The 22,159-nt window shown below is 38.0% G+C and carries 22 protein-coding genes; all 22 read right to left on the bottom strand.

Annotated elements, in window-relative coordinates:
* Positions 1 to 195: 195 nt before the first annotated feature.
* Positions 196 to 2,013: an aminotransferase class I/II-fold pyridoxal phosphate-dependent enzyme gene (locus FYJ80_RS02245; RefSeq protein ID WP_154424497.1), complete on the bottom strand. Its 1,818-nt coding sequence runs from the start codon at positions 2,011 to 2,013 to the stop codon at positions 196 to 198.
* Positions 2,014 to 2,067: 54 nt separating this feature from the next.
* A complete protein-coding gene (locus tag FYJ80_RS02240; protein WP_206360925.1) occupies positions 2,068 to 3,147 on the bottom strand; it encodes an NAD/NADP-dependent octopine/nopaline dehydrogenase family protein in 1,080 nt (359 codons plus the stop codon).
* Between the two features lie 40 nt (positions 3,148 to 3,187).
* The gene (locus FYJ80_RS02235; protein WP_154424495.1) at positions 3,188 to 4,144 is read right to left on the bottom strand and encodes an ornithine cyclodeaminase; all 957 of its coding nucleotides are present in this window, start codon (positions 4,142 to 4,144) and stop codon (positions 3,188 to 3,190) included.
* Between the two features lie 14 nt (positions 4,145 to 4,158).
* Positions 4,159 to 4,977 (bottom strand): LicD family protein, encoded by an 819-nt coding sequence (locus tag FYJ80_RS02230; RefSeq protein ID WP_206360924.1) that lies wholly within the window; start codon positions 4,975 to 4,977, stop codon positions 4,159 to 4,161.
* Positions 4,978 to 5,214: 237 nt separating this feature from the next.
* The gene (locus FYJ80_RS02225) at positions 5,215 to 6,411 is read right to left on the bottom strand and encodes a polysaccharide biosynthesis C-terminal domain-containing protein (RefSeq protein ID WP_154424493.1); all 1,197 of its coding nucleotides are present in this window, start codon (positions 6,409 to 6,411) and stop codon (positions 5,215 to 5,217) included.
* 22 nt (positions 6,412 to 6,433) lie between these two features.
* Positions 6,434 to 7,627, bottom strand: a complete 1,194-nt coding sequence (locus FYJ80_RS02220) for a UDP-N-acetyl glucosamine 2-epimerase (protein ID WP_154424492.1) — start codon at positions 7,625 to 7,627, stop codon at positions 6,434 to 6,436.
* 79 nt (positions 7,628 to 7,706) lie between these two features.
* A complete protein-coding gene (locus FYJ80_RS02215; protein ID WP_154424491.1) occupies positions 7,707 to 8,015 on the bottom strand; it encodes an LbetaH domain-containing protein in 309 nt (102 codons plus the stop codon).
* Between the two features lie 207 nt (positions 8,016 to 8,222).
* Positions 8,223 to 9,257, bottom strand: coding sequence for a polysaccharide biosynthesis protein (locus FYJ80_RS02210; protein WP_154424490.1), 1,035 nt, complete (start codon positions 9,255 to 9,257; stop codon positions 8,223 to 8,225).
* Between the two features lie 90 nt (positions 9,258 to 9,347).
* On the bottom strand, positions 9,348 to 10,463 hold the full coding sequence (locus FYJ80_RS02205) for a hypothetical protein (protein WP_154424489.1): 1,116 nt from the start codon (positions 10,461 to 10,463) through the stop codon (positions 9,348 to 9,350).
* Positions 10,464 to 10,631: 168 nt separating this feature from the next.
* Positions 10,632 to 10,892: a LicD family protein gene (locus tag FYJ80_RS02200; protein WP_328596705.1), complete on the bottom strand. Its 261-nt coding sequence runs from the start codon at positions 10,890 to 10,892 to the stop codon at positions 10,632 to 10,634.
* Between the two features lie 124 nt (positions 10,893 to 11,016).
* Complete coding sequence (locus FYJ80_RS02195) at positions 11,017 to 11,289, bottom strand: LicD family protein (RefSeq protein ID WP_154424487.1); 273 nt, start codon at positions 11,287 to 11,289, stop codon at positions 11,017 to 11,019.
* Entirely contained in the window at positions 11,265 to 11,435 is a 171-nt protein-coding gene (locus FYJ80_RS02190) for a LicD family protein (RefSeq protein WP_154424486.1), read from the bottom strand. Before FYJ80_RS02190 ends, FYJ80_RS02195 begins: the two co-directional genes overlap by 25 nt.
* A 44-nt stretch (positions 11,436 to 11,479) precedes the next feature.
* A complete protein-coding gene (locus FYJ80_RS02185) occupies positions 11,480 to 12,481 on the bottom strand; it encodes an NAD-dependent epimerase/dehydratase family protein (RefSeq protein WP_206360923.1) in 1,002 nt (333 codons plus the stop codon).
* On the bottom strand, positions 12,471 to 13,118 hold the full coding sequence (locus tag FYJ80_RS02180; RefSeq protein WP_328596703.1) for an IspD/TarI family cytidylyltransferase: 648 nt from the start codon (positions 13,116 to 13,118) through the stop codon (positions 12,471 to 12,473). The genes FYJ80_RS02185 and FYJ80_RS02180 overlap by 11 nt, the downstream gene beginning before the upstream one ends.
* Positions 13,119 to 13,245: 127 nt before the next feature.
* Complete coding sequence (locus tag FYJ80_RS02175) at positions 13,246 to 14,469, bottom strand: oligosaccharide flippase family protein (RefSeq protein WP_154424484.1); 1,224 nt, start codon at positions 14,467 to 14,469, stop codon at positions 13,246 to 13,248.
* Positions 14,470 to 14,471: 2 nt separating this feature from the next.
* Positions 14,472 to 15,722, bottom strand: coding sequence for a hypothetical protein (locus FYJ80_RS02170; RefSeq protein ID WP_154424483.1), 1,251 nt, complete (start codon positions 15,720 to 15,722; stop codon positions 14,472 to 14,474).
* A 166-nt stretch (positions 15,723 to 15,888) separates the two neighbouring features.
* Entirely contained in the window at positions 15,889 to 17,058 is a 1,170-nt protein-coding gene (locus FYJ80_RS02165; RefSeq protein WP_154424505.1) for a glycosyltransferase, read from the bottom strand.
* The gene (locus tag FYJ80_RS02160) at positions 17,055 to 18,251 is read right to left on the bottom strand and encodes a glycosyltransferase family 4 protein (RefSeq protein ID WP_154424482.1); all 1,197 of its coding nucleotides are present in this window, start codon (positions 18,249 to 18,251) and stop codon (positions 17,055 to 17,057) included. The genes FYJ80_RS02165 and FYJ80_RS02160 overlap by 4 nt, the downstream gene beginning before the upstream one ends.
* Before the next feature lie 10 nt (positions 18,252 to 18,261).
* Positions 18,262 to 19,116: an NAD-dependent epimerase/dehydratase family protein gene (locus FYJ80_RS02155; protein WP_154424481.1), complete on the bottom strand. Its 855-nt coding sequence runs from the start codon at positions 19,114 to 19,116 to the stop codon at positions 18,262 to 18,264.
* A 3-nt stretch (positions 19,117 to 19,119) separates the two neighbouring features.
* Positions 19,120 to 20,163 carry an ATP-grasp domain-containing protein gene (locus tag FYJ80_RS02150; protein ID WP_154424480.1) on the bottom strand — a complete coding sequence of 348 codons (1,044 nt, stop codon included), beginning with the start codon at positions 20,161 to 20,163 and terminating at the stop codon, positions 19,120 to 19,122.
* Between the two features lie 121 nt (positions 20,164 to 20,284).
* Positions 20,285 to 21,535, bottom strand: a complete 1,251-nt coding sequence (locus FYJ80_RS02145) for a type III PLP-dependent enzyme domain-containing protein (RefSeq protein WP_154424479.1) — start codon at positions 21,533 to 21,535, stop codon at positions 20,285 to 20,287.
* A complete protein-coding gene (locus tag FYJ80_RS02140) occupies positions 21,532 to 22,158 on the bottom strand; it encodes a sugar transferase (protein WP_154424478.1) in 627 nt (208 codons plus the stop codon). The genes FYJ80_RS02145 and FYJ80_RS02140 overlap by 4 nt, the downstream gene beginning before the upstream one ends.
* Position 22,159 lies beyond the last annotated feature (1 nt).

The following is a 22,159-nucleotide window of genomic DNA, read 5'->3' as shown; positions in this document are numbered from 1 at the left end:
AAGCTTAGATTATCAAACACCAGATGAAGTATATAAACAGGGAACTTTCCCTAATATTAATATAGAAGAGGTAGCTTAAATATTCGGATAATTTTTAACTAATTGTCTTGACATGTCTCTTAGCATAGTTTTTGGCAACAAGATATTGCATGGCTGAAATAATAATTTACCCATAGAACCTCCCCTTTTCATAGCTTAATATGACAGCTCCTCCTTGATTGCAGCAATCAGCTTATTATCCTCTTCTGTTGTTTTCACAGCCAATCTGATGTACTGTCTACCATCCTTCTGAATTTTTGCCACAAGGTTCTTGATCAAGAGATTATGTTTTACAATTAGTCTTCTATTAAGTTCATTAGCACTCATACCTGTGGTCACTTCAGCCATAACATAATTTGCCTGTGAAGGAATAACTCTGAGCCCAGGAATATTTGACAATTCTTTAAAATATCTAGCTCTTTCTTTTCTGAACTTTTCTAGAGCTACAACATAATCCTTCTTATACTTTTCTTCAATCTGCATATAGAATTCAGCAAAGGAATTGATATTCCAAATTGCCACATCCTTCTTTAAACGGGCAATCGTTTCAGTATCGCCGGAAGCCAATACTCCTAATCTCAATCCAGGCACTCCATATGACTTGGAAATACTCTTCATCACATATAGATTCTTATGTTTGTCCAAGATTTTCTGAACGATAATGCTGGAATCAAGCTCATCCGCAAAGTCAACAAAGGATTCGTCTACAAGGAACTTGATTCCTTTCTGCTCTGTCCACTCGACAAGCCTTAACACATCTTTTTTCTCGATGTAGTTACCAGAAGGATTGTCTGGATTGATTAAGACAAGATTATTGATATCCTTATCACTAAAGAAATCCATAATGTCCTGAGCGGAATATTTAAACTCATCATTATTAGGCCAATATGCGACAATATCTTCTTCTTTGTATCGATGACCGTATTCCTCAAAGGTAGGTCTGATGATGCCAAGCTTTCCTGTGAAATCACTCATCAATGATTTAATAAGTTCAGCAGCCCCATTGCCGACAAGGATGTTTTCGTGATGAACACCAAAATTCTTTGCTGCTAAAAGAGAATTAACTCTCATACCTGATGGATACTGAGTAAGCAGTTTCTCAAAGCTTGCTTTAATCTCATCCATCAGCTTCTTTGGTGGATAATACGGATTTACCAGATAGCAGAAGTCAATCAACTGTGGGTATCTCCAATAGCCACCGTATCTGCCAGACAAGAGTTCAACGCGCTGGTCTTCATCCGGGATAAACATGGATGTTGCGATGTCGAGGTCCTGAATATCATCAATCTCATACCACAGCTGGCCATTGAGTCTCTTAGCCTTAATTTCAGGCTCATCCAGCATTGTGATGACTCTAAGCACCTGCTCATAATACTCATTCTGTCCTAGCGCACTCTGATATGCATCAAGGAAAGGAACATAGTGGGTTTCTGAGAAGTGCTTGCTGAATTTATAGATGTTGACTGTCTTGTAGTAGCTGTCTATCTCGTTGAATTTGAATTTCTTACCAGGTACAAATGCTTCAATGTCATCATCATCGCTCAGCTTGACACAGGTTCCATCCATCCAGGATTCATACTTGTCTACAAGGGCAAGAGTATCTCTTGGATCTTTTACCAAAGCTTCAATCACTGCATCTTCAAAAATCAAATCAGATTCAAAAAGAAGGGTATCTTCCTTACAGAGCCAGTCCTTGGCAAGGGCCAAAGAGTAAATATTATTTGTCTTGTCATAAATCGGATTGTTCACATACACAATCGGAGTCTGGATATCCAGGGTAGCTATGTAATCAATAAGCTTCTGTCCCTCATATCCTACGACAATCACTATTCTGGATAAGTGCTGTTTTTCAATCTGATGAAGCATCCTGTCAATCAAAGTCACACCATTGACCTTAACCATACATTTAGTGTTGTTTTGTGTTAAATCTTTTAATCTTTTGCCCATTCCAGCTGCAAGAATAATCGCCTGCATAAAAATAAAACCTCTCTTTCATATAATGGGAAGAAATAGCATCCGTGATGATGCCTATTTTGAATAGAATTCGATGAATTCCTTATAACTATTGATGCCGAAATCTGAGAACCGGTATTCATCTCTCTTTCCAACAAGACCGTAATACCAATCCAATGTCTCTCTCATATTTGGAGCATCAATTCCTACAAATTCTGCAATCTGCATCAATATTGCCAAACCATAGGAAAAATCAGCAGTAAAGTATCTGGAGTCAAAGTCCGGTATGTATCCACCTTCAACCTTAACCGTAGGACTTGTCAGACCTTTAAATCCGGCAATACTTGATATCTTTTTTGTCATTGCATCTGCTGTAGGGCTTTCATAATGGACTCTTAAAGACTTCACATATGAAAGGTCAAATTGTGTTAAGGCTCTACACAATCTCTGCACTTCATCATCACACGCCAGCAGAAGCTCGGATGTTTCATTATTCCAGTCTTCATAGAACAGCGGAACGGACTCATAGACAACTCCCTCATGATAATCTCCATAGAGATTTCTCAGCCGTGTGGTATGAAGTATTGGATTTGACGGTGTGAGTGTGATGTTCAGGTAATTGGGAAGTGGTGAAGTTTTTATATCCAATATGCTTTCAATAAGCTTACTGCATTCCGCCGTCTTGCTGTTTGGAAGAGCAGCTACAAACATTTCCCCACGATAGCCAACAGCTCTCACCGTTTTTCCATATTCCACTAACCTTGCAACACTTGGTACTCTCTGTACGCCGAACACAGTGGCACCTTTTTCGATGCATCCTCTGAATGCGCACTCCCCTCCACCGGTTCCAGGAGCAATGCAGATTTTCATACCTGGTCTGGCAAATGGCTCTATCTTGGCAGCATTGGGCTTCATGAGTGTCGCTGGCATGGTAACAAATATCAGATCAGCGTTTGAGAAAGCTTCCTCTTCACTGTTAGTGGCCTTTGCGATAGTTCCTCTATGAATGACTTCATTATTATCATCTACTACTGTTAGTTCTCTACTTATTCTCTCTGGTTTGGAGCCATAGATTGTTACCTTATGCCTCTTCTCTGCGCAGTGAACTGCAAATTGTGTGCCAACATTACCGGCACCTACGATTGTTATGTTCATCTTATTTTTCCTAGCCATGCAACACTGCGCAATTCCGATACTATATCCAGAACTTGTCTACGGGATCATGCATATCAATATCTAGCAAGCCTTCCTTATTCTGAATCATCTGGAAGATATGAGTTGCATAATTGATATCGTGGATTGCCAGGCCAATGTTGTAAGCTAAAATCCTTTCGTTGTCATTTTCTCTGCCGACAGCGTTTCCATTCACTACATCACATACTTCAGCAAAACATTTGAATTTATCAAAGTTTTTGAAATGGCAGACATGGCCAGTATCATCGGCATACACTTTATCAAAGAACAGATCGCAATTGGTAAATCCTCTTGTGTGTACCGGGACAACAAGTACGCCTTCATCAAAACAGTCATCCGGGCAAATGTCATCAGCAAAGTATGTAACGCATGAGATGACAACATCAGACTCTTTTATGAGAGATTTGGAATCGTCAACATATTCAAAATGAAGATTCTTGTACTGACTAAAACGCTCTGAAAAAAGAACTTCCTGCCCTTTATATTTCAGAAGTTTGACTTTGTATTCTCTATCCGGAAAAGCGTGTGCAAAACAGAGCATTGTTGCTCTTGCGGTATTCCCTAAACCGAGTACAGCTAACGTCTTAAAACCATTCTTTGCAAACAGTTTAATTGAATGCGTAGCCACAGCACCTGTTCGCATAGCTGTAATCCAATTCGCATCCATTAGAGCCAGATAATCGCCAGTAGCCATATCCAGCAAAAGTAGTTTACTATCCAAACTAGGATTTCTTTCAGGATAACGGTTTACAACCTTTACCCCCCCCCACTTTTCTGCCGCGTTTCCTGGAATTATACAAGGCATAACATTGCAGAAAACGCCATCATCAGGGTGCAAACTAATCTTTGGCGGAAGCTGGGCTTTCTTTTTATTTTCTATCATTTCAGAAACCCATCTCAGACAGGTCTCAGGATTGATGTTCAATTTTTCAATATAATCAAAAGTTATTACTTTCATTCTCTCATTCACCTTTAATCCTTATCAGATTTCAGCCACACTTTAAAATCATGGTGAGAAACACGCTTTTCCTCAGGAGGAAGTTTCATATAATCACCATACACACTAGTTAAGAACTCATGCCATTTAAAAGGTGCAGGTAACATTATTCCTTCAAATTCCACCAATGTAGTTTTTTCAAAATAATCTACTGGAAGAATGCTTCGTTCTCCATATATCATCGATACCATAGGAGCCATAACTTGGGGTTCTTTATTTGATTGAGAGGATGAGATATTGTTTATTATATTAATAAGCTTACCTTTTGACCAAAAACCACCTATAGTCTTCATTGTCATGAGAATTAGATTTTTGTACAACTTTCTAGATCTTTCAATTCTAATATTCTTTGCTAATAAGATATCTCTAAAAATCTTAACCTGCCTATTTATTTTTACTGCATCCTCTTTAGATGCAAAACTGTCATGTGGGAAAACATCTATGTATGCTCCCAATTCAATTCCAGTATCACAATCTTCTTTTAGTACAGTTCTTGTATCTATAACTTTTGCATAAGCTAAATAGTAATTTGGAGAATTGTTAATGCAAATAACCTTATATCGACTATTATTGCTATTATAACTATTTATAAATCTTTCATAATCGTTTCTTGGCATCATGATATCAATATCATCATCCCACGGAATAAAACCCTTATGTCTAACTGCGCCAATAAGAGTTCCTCCTTCAATATAATATTTAATGTTATTGTTTTTACAAAACAAATCTATATCTTCAATAATTTTTGTCAATATACGCTTGTATTCCACATTATCTAATTCAACCAGTCTCATAATTACCCTTTCTGATAACATTTATATTTAATTTATCAATATGAAAAACACCAGTATTTTTATCAATAATATCTGTCCGATCTCGTATCAAAGCAACTATTTACTAAATCATTACTGTTAAAATTGTCCCTACAATCTGTACTTGCCGCAAGTTCACTTTGAGAGGATTCATTTGCATTACTACTAATTATTAGTGAAAGAAGTTTTTTTGGTTATGATTAAAAAGATGAACGATAATTACACTTTTTCAAAGAACGTATCAGGATGGTTTGGATCAAACACCTCATTGCAGATCATCACTGTTACTAGGTCTTCTGTATCGGACAAGTTAATGATGTTATGAGTCCAACCCGGAATCATATAAATAGATTCAATCTTATCTCCACTGACTTCAAATTCCACCATTTCACCGGTATTTATGTTTCTTTCCTGAATCAACCCATGACCATGAACAACAATGAACTGTTCCCACTTTGAGTTATGCCAATGCTGGCCTTTCGTAATACCAGGTTTGGAGATATTGATAGATACCTGTCCACAGTCGGTGGTATGCACCAGTTCCGTAAAACTGCCTCTATCATCACGATTCATTTTCAGGCTGTACTTCATTTTCTCTTTAGGAAGATAAGTCAAATAGAGAGAAAATAGCTTCTTAGCAAAGGAACCATCAGGAATCTTAGGCATCAGAAGCGAAATAGGCTGCTGTTTAAATTCTTTCAGTAGGTCCACAATTTCTCCTAATGTCACCTTGTGTGTGACTGGAACACAGCAGTATTTTCCTTCTGCTTGGAGTACTGTCTCCACACCATCAAACTCGCAGTGCTGCTCCTTGCCTTCGAGAAGGTCAAACATTCCTTCTACAAGGTCATCAATATAGAGTACTTCCAGCTCTGTGGAACGGTCGTTCACCGTGAATGGCTCGTCATTTGCAACCGCCCAGCAGAATGTGGAGATGGCGGAGTTGTACTTCGGTCTGGAATGACCCATAAGATTGGAGAAGCGATAGACGAATACAGGAGCACCTGTTTCCTTACCGTAGTCAAAGAACAATTCCTCTCCTGCCTTCTTGCTTTTACCATACTCAGAATTGCCAAATCTTCCAGCAAGAGTAGCTTGGACTGATGAGGACAACATAATTCCTGCTTTGTTATTGTGTTTCTTGAGTGTGTCAAGAAGCTGTGATGCAAACCCAAAGTTACCCTTCATGAATTCTTCCGGGTTTTCCGGTCTGTTCACACCAGCGAGGTTGAATACAAAGTCTGCTTTTGCGCAGTACTCGTCAAGTTCCTCAGGAGTAGAATTCACATCATACTCATAGATTTCTTCTACTTTTATCCCTGGACGGGTTCTATTCTTCCCATCTCTTATATTTTTAAGGTTGTTACAAAGAGCTGTTCCAACCATGCCCTTTGCTCCAGTAACCAATATCTTCATCTATTTCCCTCTCTCGTTATTTCTAATCTTTTCTCCACACCATTTTATTGACCACATTCACATAGCCCTGGATAATGCGGACAACCTTCATAGACACTGTTTCATCGACATAATCAGGACAAGGCTTTCCGAGAACGCCTTTCTGCTTCATCTCAATTGCCATGTCTGTGGCGTTGAGAAGTTCATTGGTCGTAATACCGGCAAGAATGAAGTCACCAGCTTCAAGCGCTTCAGGTCTTTCCGTAGAAGTACGGATACAAACCGCTGCAATCGGATGGCCGATGGAAAGATAAAAGGAACTTTCCTCTGGTAAAGTACCAGAATCAGATACAATAGCCAGCGCATTCATCTGAAGTTTGTTATAGTCGTTGAAGCCAAGAGGTTCATTTACTCTTACTCTTGAATCAAGCTTGAATTCTGATGCTTCCAGTCTCTTTTTAGACCGTGGATGACAGCTATACAGAATCGGCATATCATACTTTTCAGCCAGCGCATTGATTGCAGTGAAAAGAGAGATGAAGTTCTTCTCTGTATCGATGTTCTCTTCTCTGTGTGCGCTTAACAATATATATTTATTAGGCTCTAATCCTAACCTCTCAAGCACATCAGACTTCTGAATCTTTTCCAGATTCATCCTTAACACTTCAGCCATAGGAGAACCAGTCATGTAGGTTCTTTCTTTTGGAAGGCCTGTGTCAGCCAGATACTTTCTTGCAAACTCAGAATAGCAGAGGTTCACGTCGCTTATCACGTCTACAATTCTTCTATTTGTCTCCTCCGGCAGACATTCATCCTTACAGCGGTTCCCGGCTTCCATGTGGAAGAGTGGGATGTGAAGGCGTTTTGCTGAAATGGCGGAAAGACAAGAGTTGGTATCACCGAGTACCAGATATCCATCCGGCTGGAGCTCAGATAAAAGCTCATAGCTTCTTCCCAGGATATTTCCACAGGTCACACCAAGGTTTTCTCCAACGACTGGAACGAGAATATCAGGACCGAATTCTCCCTTTTCATTCTTCAGCTCAAAATCTTCCCAAAATACCGTGGAGAGGTTCCTGTCCCAGTTCTGGTTATAATAAACAACGCAACAGTCGAAATACTCCCTGCATCTTTTTATCACTGCGGCCAAACGAATTATCTCGGGTCTGGTCCCGCAGCCGATCATAACTTTCGTTCTACCGTTATTCTTCCATTTAAAATTGTGTTCAACACTCATCTTATCTATCCTCCTGTGGTCGATTGACCACTTTTTCTCTGTGGATTTTTGCCACAGGTGGGTTTGTTTCTTCTATTTTCTATTTTATACTTCCTCTTTCCACCACTTCACCGGCTTCAATCTTGCTCAACCGTTCTATACGATTTTCACCCTTCACAATTGCACCGAGGCAGATGTGTACTCCTTCTTCCAGTACACACCCGTGGTCAAATATGTCTCCAAGGTTAATGATGCAACCCTTTCCCACAACAACATCCGTGTTAATGATGGCGTGTGGGAGGATTACGGTTCCCGGGTTGATAGTAGCAGTTGGAGAAATATAAGCAGTGGGATGGATAAGAGTGGCGAGTTGTCCACCGCTTTCCTCTATCCTGTTTATCCATTCCATCCGTAAGGCATTGTATCCGAAGGCAGGGATGAAAGAGGTTGAGGAGTTGATATAGGATTGGAATGAGGAAAGGGGATGGACTGAATCAGCATCATCGAGGACGATGGTGGAGTAGCCCAATTGATGAGCTACATCTTTGACTGTTCAACCATATCCTCCTGCACCTAATATCACAAATCTTTTCATTGCCCCATTCCCCTTTCTGTTTTATTCTTCAGCCAGTCTCTCCTGGATATATGCAAGTTCCATCATCTTAGCTTTTATCTCTTCTTTTGTGAGGAGTTTTGTGTTATTGGAGTTGAATTCGGTAAGTGTATTTCTCTCCGCATCGCCTTCTTTAAAATACTTATCGTAGTTCAGTCCACGATTATCAGCAGGAACACGGTAGAATCCTCCAAGGTCGATAGCCTTAGCACACTCTTCATTTGTGAGAAGAGTCTCGTACATCTTCTCGCCATGGCGGATACCAATTACCTTGATATCCTCTTTTTTGCCACCAAACATCTCGCACACAGCTTCTGCCTGAAGACCTATTGAACAAGCAGGAGCTTTCATGATGAGCAGATCTCCATTTTCACCATGCTCAAATGCATAGAGGACTAAATCTACAGCCTCCTCGAGGCTCATGATGAATCTTGTCATGTTCGGCTCAGTAACAGTGATAGGGTTGCCAGCCTTAATCTGATCAATCCAAAGAGGAATGACGGATCCTCTACTGCACATAACATTGCCATAGCGTGTACAGCAAATCTTTGTCTTACCGCTTGTGCGGCTCTTCGCTATAGCTACAGATTCCTCCAGAGACTTTGACTTTCCCATTGCATTAATCGGATAAGCAGCCTTGTCTGTGGAGAGACAGATGACGGCTTCTACCCCCTCTTCAATTGCTGCAGTGAGTACATTATCCGTTCCGATAATGTTTGTTTTCACCGCTTCCATGGGGAAGAACTCGCAAGAGGGCACCTGCTTTAATGCAGCGGCGTGAAAAATATAATCTACACCATGCATGGCATTTTTACATGACTGAAGATCCCTCACATCCCCGATATAAAACTTAATCTTGTCTGCTACTTCAGGCATTCTTACCTGGAAGTCGTGACGCATATCGTCCTGTTTCTTCTCATCACGAGAGAATACTCTGATTTCTCCGATATCTGTGGATAGGAACCTGTTCAAAACCACATTTCCAAAGCTGCCCGTTCCACCGGTTATCATCAATGTTTTTCCTGCAAATAGTGACATATACTTATATCTCCTTATCTTTTATGTCTTTATTTTTCATGAATAAAAAAACTACCACCGAGAAGATGGTAGGTGTTAAGTTGTATGGGATTAAAGGGAAGAATCATTTTTTTGTTTAGCAAGCAGCCTATCCAATCGCTTCTTTTCACTTTCGTAGCTTATTTTTGCAACGATTCCATTAAGCGATTCTTTTGCAGAGTTTCTATCCATTTTCAGCTTTGTTCCGTAGAATGGTTTCTTTAGAATAAGCTTTTCAAGATTATCAATGCTCTCCGATATATTTTGACAGCTATTACTCAAAAGCCAACTTACAAATGGCCTGTTTTCCTCTTCCATCTGTTTACTATATGCTTCGTTTCTTGCTCTAAAGGTTTCTTCATCTTCATCTACCTCACTCTGGTAGTCATCAAGGCCATTCTGAGATACATCATAATCCTTCATTACTTGTGAAAGCAGAAATGAATCAGAAAGTATTGTCTCAGCATATAATTCGCATGCCTTTTGGCTTTCAGTACTTGCCAGGTGATTTCTTACCCAATCAGGCATGTTTTTCAACACAACTGAAGGATATAGCTTTCTTAGATACTCTTCATCCAGGTGATTAAGTGCGTCATAAGTCATTGGGGATAACAGAATATAATCTCGAACACTAAATTTAATCTGCTCGTAGTCCGCAAGTATAGCACTTATTACAATAATTTCCTTATCACTCAAAAACTCTTTTTTGTCATTAATTGCAGTTCGAAGGACTGGAATGAGCTTTGGCAATTCTTCCCATGTTATTTGAATGATATCCTTCGGCTCCTCGTCATAAAACTCCTCAACACCACCTGCAGAACGGAATTCTTCACGTGCTTTAATTTCAGCCCGCTGAAATGGAGTATTCTGCATCTTGATCTGTTTATGAGTCTCGAATTCAGTTATTGCAAAGTAGTAATCCTGCAGTTCATACCACGCCAGTTTGTTGTGTCTGTAGTTGCTGGTGAGTTCAATCACAAAGGAGACGATTGAAGAACCGACAGCTCCAGTTGTCAACGCGAAAATGACGTTATACCAGTTTGAATCCTGGGGAATGGTGAGCATTGCAAAAACAAGAGCTGCGATGACAATCAGAGAGAAAATAAAGCATGCAATCAGAGTGGTTTTGGGACAGAAGGTAAATGATAAGAACTGGAATGGCTCTTTTATCCTATATCTTAGTCTCATAAGTTTCCGCTTCCATATATCGATATATCATTTTTTCCTGTATTCTCTATAAATTTACACCGATTCAAAGTAAACACGCAAAGAGGCACGTTCCTCCTGTGAGTGTGAGCATTAAAGTTTTTGCAGTGAAAAACGCGTTATTCTATGCTCTTTTCTCATTCATTGTCTTCACTTAAACCAAACCTTACTATCATGGTGGCTGACTTGTTTTTCTTTTGGCGGCAATGTCATGTAATCTCCATATAGTTGTGTAAGAAACTCTTTATACCCAACAGGAGCATAAAACATTTTGTTCTCAAATTGCATAAGCACACGTTGTGCAAACCAATCGCTTTTAAGTATTTCTTTTTCTCCATATATGCCTGTGGCTACTGTCCCCCCAAACATAGTCATCTCGTTATTCTCATATTTTCTAGATTTTTTATCTATTTTTTAACAAATAATCTCGTTTGAATGGTATTAATAATACTTTTCCAATTTCAAGGAGCATATTTTTACTAAAGGCTCGCCGCTTATCTATTAACAGGTTTTTAATTGTTACACCATCCCTGTATTATTTTATTCTTCTAAACATGCGTTTTGCTTCAGTTAAATCATTTGAGAGATTGTCCATAGGGAATAAATCGATAAACAAACCAATGTCAAGAGAAACATCATAGTTTTCTCTCATGATTGTTGTAGTATCAAATATTTTAGCCGATGGTAAATAGTATCCCTTATCTCTAATTGAAATAATTCTATATCTACCTGTCGGATCAGAAAACGAATCCAATAGTTTTTCGTAATCAAATCTTGGTATATTTAAGTCAACATCGTCACATCCCACGGGATAAAACCTTTATGCCTAACAGCACCCAATAAAGTGCCACCAGTCATAAAATATATTATTCCATTCTTTTCGCAGAAATCATGAAAAAACAGCAGAATTTCAACAAGCTTCGGTTTGTATTCTTCAACTGATATTTCTTTCAAAGTACTCACCTCTTATAAATATGGCAACATGCGCCTATACATTTCTACCAACGAATAATTTGGTTTCCAGCCATTTTTTCATTACTTAACTTAAGCTTTGTATCAGGTGCGTATCCATATACATTATCAGTTGGGATGTCAAATATCACTTTCGATTTTCCATTTGAAAACTCGTGTGCGACCATCTGAGCCATTTCGGCAATACTTACAGTACTATCTTCGTTAACTATATTGAATACATCACCAGCTTCTCCTCTTTTTGGAAGCAGAAACAACGCGCGAATAACATCAGCGGTATAGCAATAATTCCCAAAGGATTGTCCCTTTGTATGAAGTACAATATCTTCTCCGTAAATTGCGCTTCTCAAAAACTGTGCAAATACTCTGTTTTCTGATTTCTGAACACCTGCGCCAAAAGTTTGTGCCAATCTAGCTATTCTTACAGGCAAATTATATTCAGTTACGTAAGATTTACAGAGTAATTCTGCTAGTCTTTTTCCTTCAGAATAACAGCTCCTAGTACTTTGTAAATCTACGTACCCCAAATCCTTTTCGCTATGGCGCGATTCTTTCTCCTCAACAATTTCAAATACTTCCATTGACGAGAGATATACTACGCCCTTTGTGCCTGATTTAAGAGCATTTTCTAGAATGTTTTTTATTCCCAAATAAATACTATCAATTACCTCTACAGGATTTGTCAGGAAGAATTTTGAAGTAGTAGGATTAGCTGTATGAATAATATAATCAAACTTTAGTGAATCCGACAGAGGTGCTGTTATATCTTGATAAATTATATTAATCGACTTCAATTCCTCTTCTGAAAATATATCACTAACTTTCTGTGGATTCCTTGCTAACCCATACACTGATACATTCTTACAATACTTTTTTTGATAGACTAATAAAGATTTAATACATAAAAAGCCTAAAAGGCCTGTGGCTCCAGTAATCAATATACTACAATTTGAAAATTCGTTTTGATATATATACTCAGCCACATTGAGTAAGTCTTCTTTTAAATAATCTATCGAACTAGAGCCCATATATTTGTGAATTCTCCTTTGCATCAAGCAGTGCTCGGCAAATATAAAAATCTGCAGGATTAGTAACTTTTATATTCTCAGAAGGACCAATAACTGTATGTATTCTCTTGTTAAAATGAAGTAGCAAACTTGTGGAATCTATATAATCATATTTTCCCTCTTCTTTTGCTTTTTGATGTGCTACCATGATTTCATTTAATAAAAAAGATTGAGGGGCTCTTGCAAGCTTACACTCTGTTCTAGGAAAGGTGTCTTTAATAATTCCATACTCATCCTCACGAATTATTGTTTCAATAGCCGGAGCTACGGTTACAGCAGACCCATATTGTTTTACCCCTTCTATACAATCAGTAATTACCTGTTCGTTGATTAAAGGCCTCACGCCATCATGGAACAACACTATGTCTTCATCAGAAATATTCACATTTGATTTAATAGCTTGCATTCCGAAGAATTGTGATTCCAACGCACTACTTCCGCCAAGAACAATCCATTTCACTTTCTTAAGGTTAAATTTTTCTATTAATTTTTTTGCATAGTCAATCCATTCTTTTACTAGTACTAAACAGACAGAATCAATGTCTGGATGTAACTCAAAATGTTCAATTGTGTGGACAAGAATGGGTTTACCGTGTATTTCAAGAAATTACTTTGGGCACGCTTTGGAATTCATTCTGCTTCCAACACCACCAGCAAAAATCAATGCATAATTCATTTCTTAACCGTCCTTAGTAAATAAAGTAATATCCGCATTGTACTAATATTTAATTAAACTCTTTTCTGTTTTTCCAACAGATAAGTGTTCTTGATACCAACATAAATAATTCTGTAAATCCTCTTAGTAGTGCAATTGAGATTAATTCAAAATTGTTAAATGAAATCAGTAACCCCAAGCCAACAACCTGCAATATAGCAGTTAGAATTGTTGTAGTTGTGACTTCTCTAGCTTTTCCAATTGCACCTAGTGTTGGCCAACCTAACAACATTGCAGGAAAACTAAAAAACAATACCGGGGTTAGTGCTCTAAGGACATTAGCTGCAGCAACATATTGTTTTCCACCAACAATCATTAAAGCATATTTAGCTACTACAATTGTAAACAAACATCCAGCAGCTACCACAGGCATGATTAGTTTTAATGTCTTCTTTATAATGTTTAAATTCTTATTCTTTACCATATCTGGGTATATACCATTATTAATAGGAGAATACATAGCCTGCACAGCACTAGTCATTGATATACACAGGCTCCAGTATGCGACATCCGCTTTAGATAAAAAGGCACCAATCAAGACAGTATTCAAAGCGCCAAATGCTGTCGTTGCCATTTCTGAAGCAAAGTAGACAGCAGATTCTCCAAGTTTTTTTACTGCATTACTAATCGATGTAAATGCAACTTTGATTGTTCTTTTATTTAACTCGATTAGGACAAAAACGACCGATACAAAAGTGCCTAAACAATCTAGAATAGGAATCCACATTATATCAGCATCATTATGTACAAACACAAAAGTTAATACAGCGGCAATTCCTTTCATCGCAACAAACCTTATCGTTATAACTTGCATCTCCTCCAAACCACGAAAGACATAATCAAATAAGAAAACTGATAAGAACACTGCAAAATAGGTTATATATGTATATAAGATATTTTCTCTTAAAATAGGGAGCGTAATTGTTAAGACGATGAGAACTGCAAATCCAATAAGCCCTAGAATTATCCTAGCAAGTAATACATCGCCTACTACAAAACCAAGTTTATTTTTATCATCTCGTACCTTAATTATGTCTTTTGTCCCAGACAACATAAACCCAAAATCTACGAATATCTGAAGATATGTCATAATCGTCTTTACATATGAGACAACGCCATAAGTATCTACTGACAAAACTCTCGTTAGATATGGGAGCGTTAATAGTGGAAAAACAATTTTCGCTATACTCAAACCATATAGCATTATGATATTTTTAAGAATATTTTTCTTCATTTTTAGGCCTTTCTGAATATTTGATCAAAATACTTCAAAGAAATATATACGATCCATAAAAGCATAACCCCCCTGAAAAGCTGTGTCGGTGAATACAAGTACCATCGAAACGTAGTAACAGCTACATAAATGGATAGACACTTAAAAAAATCATTTTCTGTTCTACCATAAATAATCTTTTTCTTTAAAAAGCAAATATAAAAAGCTAATAAAAATACTCCTATCCAACCTATATAAAAGTACCCAAAAAATGGGGCGACACCTCCCCAATAATGAAGGAACCTTTCCCTTGTATAGTCAGCTAAATTCGAGTTAGGGATACTACCGCCAAAAATCATTGATAATAAGAAACAGCCAAACATTGAAAACCTCGAAGTAAATGGAGTATAGTCCATCGCTTTCAAAAATGTCAGTGATGTGTAATAAGCTGAATAAGCAGTATCCAATGCCATTTTGTTTGTGTTTATTGCTTGTAACCCTTCAAATATAGATTCCATAGAAAAAGATATTCCGCCCCTTTGTATTCCTATTGCAGTCAATAAAGGAATTACCAAAAGTGATGAAATTACAATTCTTTTCATAGTAATTTTATCTATAAAAAGGCAAATTCCACTTGTCATAATCACCTGAATTCCTGTTATTCTTCCGCCATATATGAAGTTTTGCAAAGCATATGCTAGAGAAATTAATGTAAATATGATTTTCCATGATAACCTATTACCGCTAAAATAATACCCCATGATTATTAGAATTATACTATATTCATATATAGCAGATGGGCTTCCTCGCATTCCAGATACTGATGGTCTAGTAAATCCAAAATACCAAATTAAGCATAGAAAAACTACTAGAGCCATTTCTACTAAAGTATTATATCTGCTACTGCTTGTAATTGGTTTTTCATATTCAAATTCTTTGATACTCGCACTAGGCGAGAAGACGAACAGAAACAATGAAAACACACATAATATATTTATTCCTTGCACACCTACATATTCATTGGAGAACTCCGTAAAAGAGGTTGAGAAAGTAGAAAAATAGTTACAGACAGTTATACTGTAATTACAATATAAAATAATAATGTTAACAATCAGCAAATATACATTTTTTCTATGTTTCAACAGTTCTATTAGATTTAGAATTAATACTAAAGCCGCAACAATTTTATTATAATCCCCATTACTATTTAATATTAAAAGAAAACTCGTAATAACGGTGAGGATAAAAGCTGTTATAAAGTGTTTTTTTGTCATATCAAACTATTAGTCCTTTTACTCTTTTTTTCGTCTTTTATTGTCGATCAACAATTAGCGTATTGTTCTTTATATAAGAAAAAGAGATTTCAATAATATTGTCATTATTGCCAGCAAAGTTTCAAAATCATAATACAAAAAATAAAACAGACTATGATTTAATATATTATCCATACAGAACAAGATATTGTTCTAAAGCAAACCGATAATCAAGGTTACAATCTTTCCTTATAATAGTTTGTGTATCTACTAACGTTTTATATAGAGAATTAACATCTTTTTTCTTGATAATATTCCCATATATCTTTGCGCTCTCTCCGCTTCCTCCTGTATCATACGTAATCACAGGTGTACCACAAGCAATTGACTCTAGATTCGTAGTTGGGTAATTATCTTCATATGTAGGGTTAACAAACACATCAGCAACAGAATACCAAGCGACTAATTCCTGAATATTTTCAGTTCGCTCTATTCCTAAAATATTATTCGGAAGCTTTTCTATCTGCTTTTTATTCAAACCGATTAAGACAATTTTATATTTATCATCCAGCAGTTTACTAAGTTTTAGAAAATCCTCTAATCCTTTTCTACTGTCCCAAACGGACGCAACACCTAATACAATTTTTTTATCTTCGCTTATCCCGAATCTTTCTTTTATATTCGATTTTGTATTCTTAAAAATGCTAGTATTAATACCATTTTTTATTACTTTAACTGGATACTCTGCTAGGAATGATTCTTTCAACAGTTTTGCCAACCACTCAGAGGGAGTGACAATAGTTAAGTTATGAACACCAGAAAATAGTTCTTTCTTTACACCATAATTCCGTTTTGACCCATCAATGCCCACCCTGGCTGGATACTCTGTTTTCTGTGAACAATGTTCGCATCCTGTTTTCCATTTATTGCATCCAACATAATCAAAAAACGCACAATGTCCAGTAAATGCCCAGCAGTCATGAAGTGTCCAGATAATTCTTTTCCCGCATGTTTTCAGATAGTTAAAGAGCACCTCGATATTAATGTAATATCCATGAATATTGTGAAGATGAATCACATCAGGGTCATATTCCTTTACCCACTCAATGAACTTTTCTGTAACTCTTTTGCTTCCAAAGCCCATTCTGTCAAAAAGCCTTGCTTGTAGGACGTGGCTATAGACATCAAAATCATTTCCAATCCTTACAGCGTATTTCTGATGCCTTTGAGCAACAGCATCTCTACCATATGCTATTTTTACTATATGACCATTTTTCTCAAGTGCATCTGCTAAATCAGTACAAATACGCCCCGTACTTCCAGTGCCACACGAGACATTTATCATCAATATCTTCATTTCAAGCAATCCCTAATCTTATTCTCTAATTGATTTATTACGGCCTCTTTAGCAAAATGTTTATTAAAATACACTCTGCCGTTTTCGCCCATTACTTTCAATGAATTTGGATTATTAATTACATCTAGCATGATTCTTGCTAGTCCTTCATAGTCTCCAGCCTCAACTTGATAACCGCACTCAGATTCATTAATTATTTTCTTCGCATCCCCACTGATTGCTGCTACTACAGGTTTGCCTGCTGCCATATAGCCTTGAAGTTTTGCGGGAATAGTTAGTCCAATTTCACTATCGAAAGCCAACGTTAGCAAGCACGCATCTGCAATCGAATAAAACCTTGGTAAATTCTCCATTTTCTGAAAACCGTGAAAAACAACTCTTTCATTCAAACCATAGTTGTCTACCATTTTCTTCAAATCTTCTAATTTCGATCCAGATCCAACAAAATGGATTCTGAACGGAAGTCCATTATCTAATAGAGAAGCAGCTTTTATTATACAGTCGCAATTTTGTGAAAGCCCAATATTCCCTAGGAACATAAAATCAACTATACCATTATCAACAGCATTACAGGTATCTTCCGAATAGGTATCCTCAGCATGTTGTGGAACATAATCCATTTTTATATTCTTAACATCACACTCTTTCCGAAGATAATTCTTAAAAGATGGGGAGGTCACAATTATTTCATCACAAGAGTTATAAATATATGATGACATTCTCTTTACCATCTTATACAAAATACTATCGCGATTAATGTTTACATCAAGAATTGATGCAGGCCATAGGTCACAACAATATAATACGATAGGAATACCATATTTCTTTTTAACTGTAATAGCCGGAAAGGCCATTGTCACAGGAGACATTTGATACACAAATACTACATCAAATACGTTCCTTATTTTTTTTGCCATTCTTGAAGCATTAACTGCATAAGTAACATAGTTTAATGCAAGATTAGCAACTCCTGTTTTTCTTGGTTTTATTGAACATCTAACAATATTTACTCCATTAATTGTCTGTTCACGATTCTCTCCGTTTCTGTATCCTTCATACACTTCACCTTTTGGATAGTTAGGAAGGCCAGTTAACACTGTCACAGTATTTCCTCTGCGTGCTAATTCTTCGCAGATATCATTAACTCGAAATTGTTCCGGATAATAGTATTGGCTTACTACCAGTATATTCATTTCTTTACACTCACAATTCAGTACGTTTTATTGAATCCTTAAAATCCACAACGCAATATTTCCAATCGTAATAGTCAAACAATTCCAAACTGTAACTATCATCAATAAATGCTTTCTTAGCTAAATCCGTAATACGCATAAGAATTGGAATAGACCAATTAAATATGGGTGTTCTGATTATCTTATGCTGATTATTCTTTGCGATTTCGTTTACCAGCTCACTTGTTGAAACCAGTTCCCTGTTTTGTGGAGTAAACACACCACCAGCACCAGCGTCGATTGTTAACCTAATAAACTCACATAGATTATCTATATAAATCATGCTCTTCTTATTCTGATAAGTTGGAAAGACAGGAAGCTTAAGAGTTAGCTTACGGACAGTATTGTAATTTCCTCTACATCCTTTCCCATATACAAAAGGAGGTCTGATGCTGGCAACTGTAAAGTTCTCATCTGCTAATTTGTGGATTCCTTCGTCCCCCTCCAGCTTGCTTCTTCCATAAAAGCTAGTTGGATTTGTTTTCATGCGGTCTGTAACAACACCACAATAGTCGCCGTATACATTCATTGAGCTGAACTGGATAAAATGTTTTACACCATGTTCTTTTGCCCAAGTGCACATCTCTATTGCTAAATCTCTATTGACGGAGAAGAACAGTCCTTCTAAATCCGGTGTGATATTGTTTATGTGAGCAATTCCGGCAAAATTAACTACGGTATCAAAGTTAGCAAGGTTCTTATTTTTCCACTCGCCATCTTTTGTAACGGCAAGATCAATCTCGTAGCTATCTGGTTTTTTTTTAAGCCAAGAGTACAAACTCTCACCTAAATAACTATCTTTTCCTAAAATTAATACCTTCTTCATACCTTAATCCTCACAAAACATCTCAAGATACCTTCTCTTGAACTTAATCCCGTACTTAACATCCACATCCGGCAGTTTCTCACCAAGAAGCTGCTTGATTCTTAGGTATGGGAGGTTCAATCCTCCCTCCTTAAAAATCTTCATGGTTGCAGCGATTCTTGGATTGATTTCCATCAGCACGGGATGTCCGTCCTTGTCATTCTTAAAGTCCAGATCGGCATTGCCGGTAAACTTCAGTGCAGCAATTACCTTCTCTGCGATCTCATATGCCTCTTTGTTATCCTTCAACTCTCCCGCCTGTGGGATGCTGTGGAGATTTACCGTACTCTCACGATAAGCCATGTACAGAATCTTTCCATTCTCCGCAATAAGGTCTACTGACCCCTCCATGCCAGGGAGATACTCCATCGCCATCATCTCGGGCATTTCGTCTCTTTCCTTCAAAGTGGAGAGCAGTTCATCCATTGTGGTAAAGAAGGAATTAGGCTTTTCACCAAAGAGAATGTCAAAGCGTGATACGCCTGGTTTAATAATCCTGATGCCTCTGCTACCACTGAGTTCTGTGGCCTTTACGCATACAGCATTGTTCGGATAGCCACAGGCTTCACATGCCGGGATAAGCTCGTCCGCGCTTCTTACAGGAGCAAACTTTGGAACAGGAAGTCCGTTCTCCTTCAGGAAATCATAGAACTTGTATTTATTGTTCGTTACTTCAACACTGTGCCTATCAGACACAGATACCTTTGTGCCGATAGCCTCGAACTCTTCTTTTCTATCAATCAACGGAAGAAGCTCGGCGGACATGAAAGGCATCACAACATCAACTTTTTCCTTCTTGCAAATTTCAAGAAGTCTATCTACATATTCAGGGTCTGTTGCTCTTGGTACCTGGTAAAGCGCATCTACCATCTGCAGAACCGTCTTATCAATTCCCATATCCACGCCAACGATACGGACATTGCGCTCACCATTTTGTTTAAGGCAATCGGCAAGTCCTGGCATGAACTGGGCGCCACATGCAGATACTAATACTGTTATATCTTTCATTGCTTCGCTTCCTCTTTTCCGTGTCTTTTGCTTCTGTTTCTATTTCTGTTCTTCAGCTCTCTTCAATCATCTGCTTTTCTTCCGATTCTCTCTTCTCTGCCACACTTAACCCTTATTCTTCTCAGAAGACATAGGTATGGAACAGATCATCTATTGTCTCTGCTCTTTTCATCAGTGAAGGAGTGCCATCTCCATCAATCTGAATCATTGCGCAGTTAGGAAGAATGAATGGCGGCTTGAATACATTGCTGTAGCTGCCGACATTCCTGAACTGAACCAAATCACCGACTGCAAGTTCACCCGAGAAACCTTCATAAATATGGTCATGCTCCAAGCATGTGTATCCTACGAAAATAGCATCTTCTACTTTTTTAATTTCTCCACCTCTGTGGAAAACGCTAATCGGCAACTGCTTGAGGTGACAGATATCACCCATGTTTCCACCGCAGCAGTCAAAAGTCACATAGCTCTTTCCTTTGACATTCTTGATTGTCTTTACAGATCCAATAAAGGACATGCAACCAGAGATAAGAGTAGTGCCAGGTTCGGTATATAGAGCAGGCTGTTCTTCAACCGGTAGAGAACCATATTTCTCATTCATTGCGGTTGCAACCACATCTGCGTACTCAGCAAAAGTAGGAATATGCCCACCAAACTGACAAGCCAACGCTGGCTCCATCACGGAGTTCATACCACTTCCCAAATCAATGAATTCAGGAGTCTTATCGAAATACCTGTCAATCAATTTGAACATAATGCGGACACGATTCTTCCATGCATCGATACTTCTGGAGCGACCGATATGGCAGTGGAGCCCCACCACCTCGATATTTTTCTCTTTCCTCACCAGCTCAAATGCCTTGTCGATTTCAGCATCCTTGCTTTCTTCTTCATAAGCATCGACACCAAAGCGGGAAATGAAGCCCTGTTCAATATCGATGTTCACACGGAAGGCAAGCTTTATTTTTAGGCTTGGGTGGGAAGCTGCAAACTCGATAACTGTGTCCAATTCATCCAGACTATCGATGTTTGCCACACCATCCTCAGCAAGATGCTCAAACAGGGCATTACCCTTTACAGGTCCATTATAAACGATGTCCTTGCTTTCATATCCCACTCTTTTTGCGAGGGTATATTCCATTTCAGAGACTACTTCCGCAAGGCCACCTAGCTCTTTTACCAGGGAGATGATCTTTGGTGTATAGTTGGTCTTGTAGGAATAGGCAATATTGTATTTAGGGTAGATGGCACGCATTGTGTTGAGCAGGTCAAGGTAATTCTTCCTGAACTCCTCACCATGAAATATATATAATGGGGAACCGTATTGCTGAACGTATCCAACAACCTGCTCTTTAGTCAGTTCACAATTCATACTTTCTCCTTATCCATCCATGCTCTGTACTCATTAAGATGGGGTCTGTCTTTTGTTCCGTATTGGGTTTCAACACGTTTAAAAAGGATTAAGAAGGTTACAAGGATTACTTTGCAGTCCAGCAGGAATGAAACATTATCAACGTAATAGTTGTCATACTTGAACTGTGTTTCCCACTCAGGAGTGGTTTCTTTTGATAGTCCATCTGGCGGAATCAGCCCACCACGAACCTGATGCCTTTTTCTTTCTTCTGGTAAGTAGTAAGGGCCATAATATGTTGGGAGTGGTCTAGGACCGACAATCGACATATCTCCCTTTAATATTGAAAACAGCTCAGGAAGTTCGTCTAAGGAAGTGGACCTGAGTGTCAAGCCAAATTTCGTCAGTCTCTTTTCTTCCGGCAACAGTTTTCCTTTCTCGTCTTTCTCATTGGTCATGGAGCGGAATTTATAGAGCTTGAATACCTTCTCGTCCTTTCCAATTCTGTCTTGAGAGAACAAAACCGGAGAGCCCATCTGGATTCGGACCACTATGGCCACAATCAAGTAGACAGGAGAAAGAACAATAATGGCAATCAAGGAAAGAACAATATCAAGAAGTCTCTTTATGTATTTTGCGTACATC

It is taken from the genome of Bullifex porci, assembly GCF_009695635.1.
GTDB classification, from domain to species: Bacteria; Spirochaetota; Spirochaetia; order Sphaerochaetales; family Sphaerochaetaceae; genus Bullifex; species Bullifex porci.
The sequence above is the reverse complement of the archived record's forward strand: the minus strand, read 5'-3'. Positions and strand labels throughout refer to the sequence as shown.

Bases quoted from the DNA above. Each gene is read 5' to 3' on its own strand.
- FYJ80_RS02245 (WP_154424497.1), bottom strand. From the start codon at position 2,013: ATGCAGGCGATTATTCTTGCAGCTGGAATGGGCAAAAGATTAAAAGAT.
- FYJ80_RS02240 (WP_206360925.1), bottom strand. From the start codon at position 3,147: ATGAACATAACAATCGTAGGTGCCGGTAATGTTGGCACACAATTTGCA.
- FYJ80_RS02235 (WP_154424495.1), bottom strand. From the start codon at position 4,144: ATGAAAGTAATAACTTTTGATTATATTGAAAAATTGAACATCAATCCT.
- FYJ80_RS02230 (WP_206360924.1), bottom strand. From the start codon at position 4,977: ATGAGACTGGTTGAATTAGATAATGTGGAATACAAGCGTATATTGACA.
- FYJ80_RS02225 (WP_154424493.1), bottom strand. From the start codon at position 6,411: ATGAAGATATTGGTTACTGGAGCAAAGGGCATGGTTGGAACAGCTCTT.
- FYJ80_RS02220 (WP_154424492.1), bottom strand. From the start codon at position 7,627: ATGAGTGTTGAACACAATTTTAAATGGAAGAATAACGGTAGAACGAAA.
- FYJ80_RS02215 (WP_154424491.1), bottom strand. From the start codon at position 8,015: ATGGAATGGATAAACAGGATAGAGGAAAGCGGTGGACAACTCGCCACT.
- FYJ80_RS02210 (WP_154424490.1), bottom strand. From the start codon at position 9,257: ATGTCACTATTTGCAGGAAAAACATTGATGATAACCGGTGGAACGGGC.
- FYJ80_RS02205 (WP_154424489.1), bottom strand. From the start codon at position 10,463: ATGAGACTAAGATATAGGATAAAAGAGCCATTCCAGTTCTTATCATTT.
- FYJ80_RS02185 (WP_206360923.1), bottom strand. From the start codon at position 12,481: ATGGGCTCTAGTTCGATAGATTATTTAAAAGAAGACTTACTCAATGTG.
- FYJ80_RS02175 (WP_154424484.1), bottom strand. From the start codon at position 14,469: ATGAAGAAAAATATTCTTAAAAATATCATAATGCTATATGGTTTGAGT.
- FYJ80_RS02170 (WP_154424483.1), bottom strand. From the start codon at position 15,722: ATGACAAAAAAACACTTTATAACAGCTTTTATCCTCACCGTTATTACG.
- FYJ80_RS02165 (WP_154424505.1), bottom strand. From the start codon at position 17,058: ATGAAGATATTGATGATAAATGTCTCGTGTGGCACTGGAAGTACGGGG.
- FYJ80_RS02160 (WP_154424482.1), bottom strand. From the start codon at position 18,251: ATGAATATACTGGTAGTAAGCCAATACTATTATCCGGAACAATTTCGA.
- FYJ80_RS02155 (WP_154424481.1), bottom strand. From the start codon at position 19,116: ATGAAGAAGGTATTAATTTTAGGAAAAGATAGTTATTTAGGTGAGAGT.
- FYJ80_RS02150 (WP_154424480.1), bottom strand. From the start codon at position 20,163: ATGAAAGATATAACAGTATTAGTATCTGCATGTGGCGCCCAGTTCATG.
- FYJ80_RS02145 (WP_154424479.1), bottom strand. From the start codon at position 21,535: ATGAATTGTGAACTGACTAAAGAGCAGGTTGTTGGATACGTTCAGCAA.
- FYJ80_RS02140 (WP_154424478.1), bottom strand. From the start codon at position 22,158: ATGTACGCAAAATACATAAAGAGACTTCTTGATATTGTTCTTTCCTTG.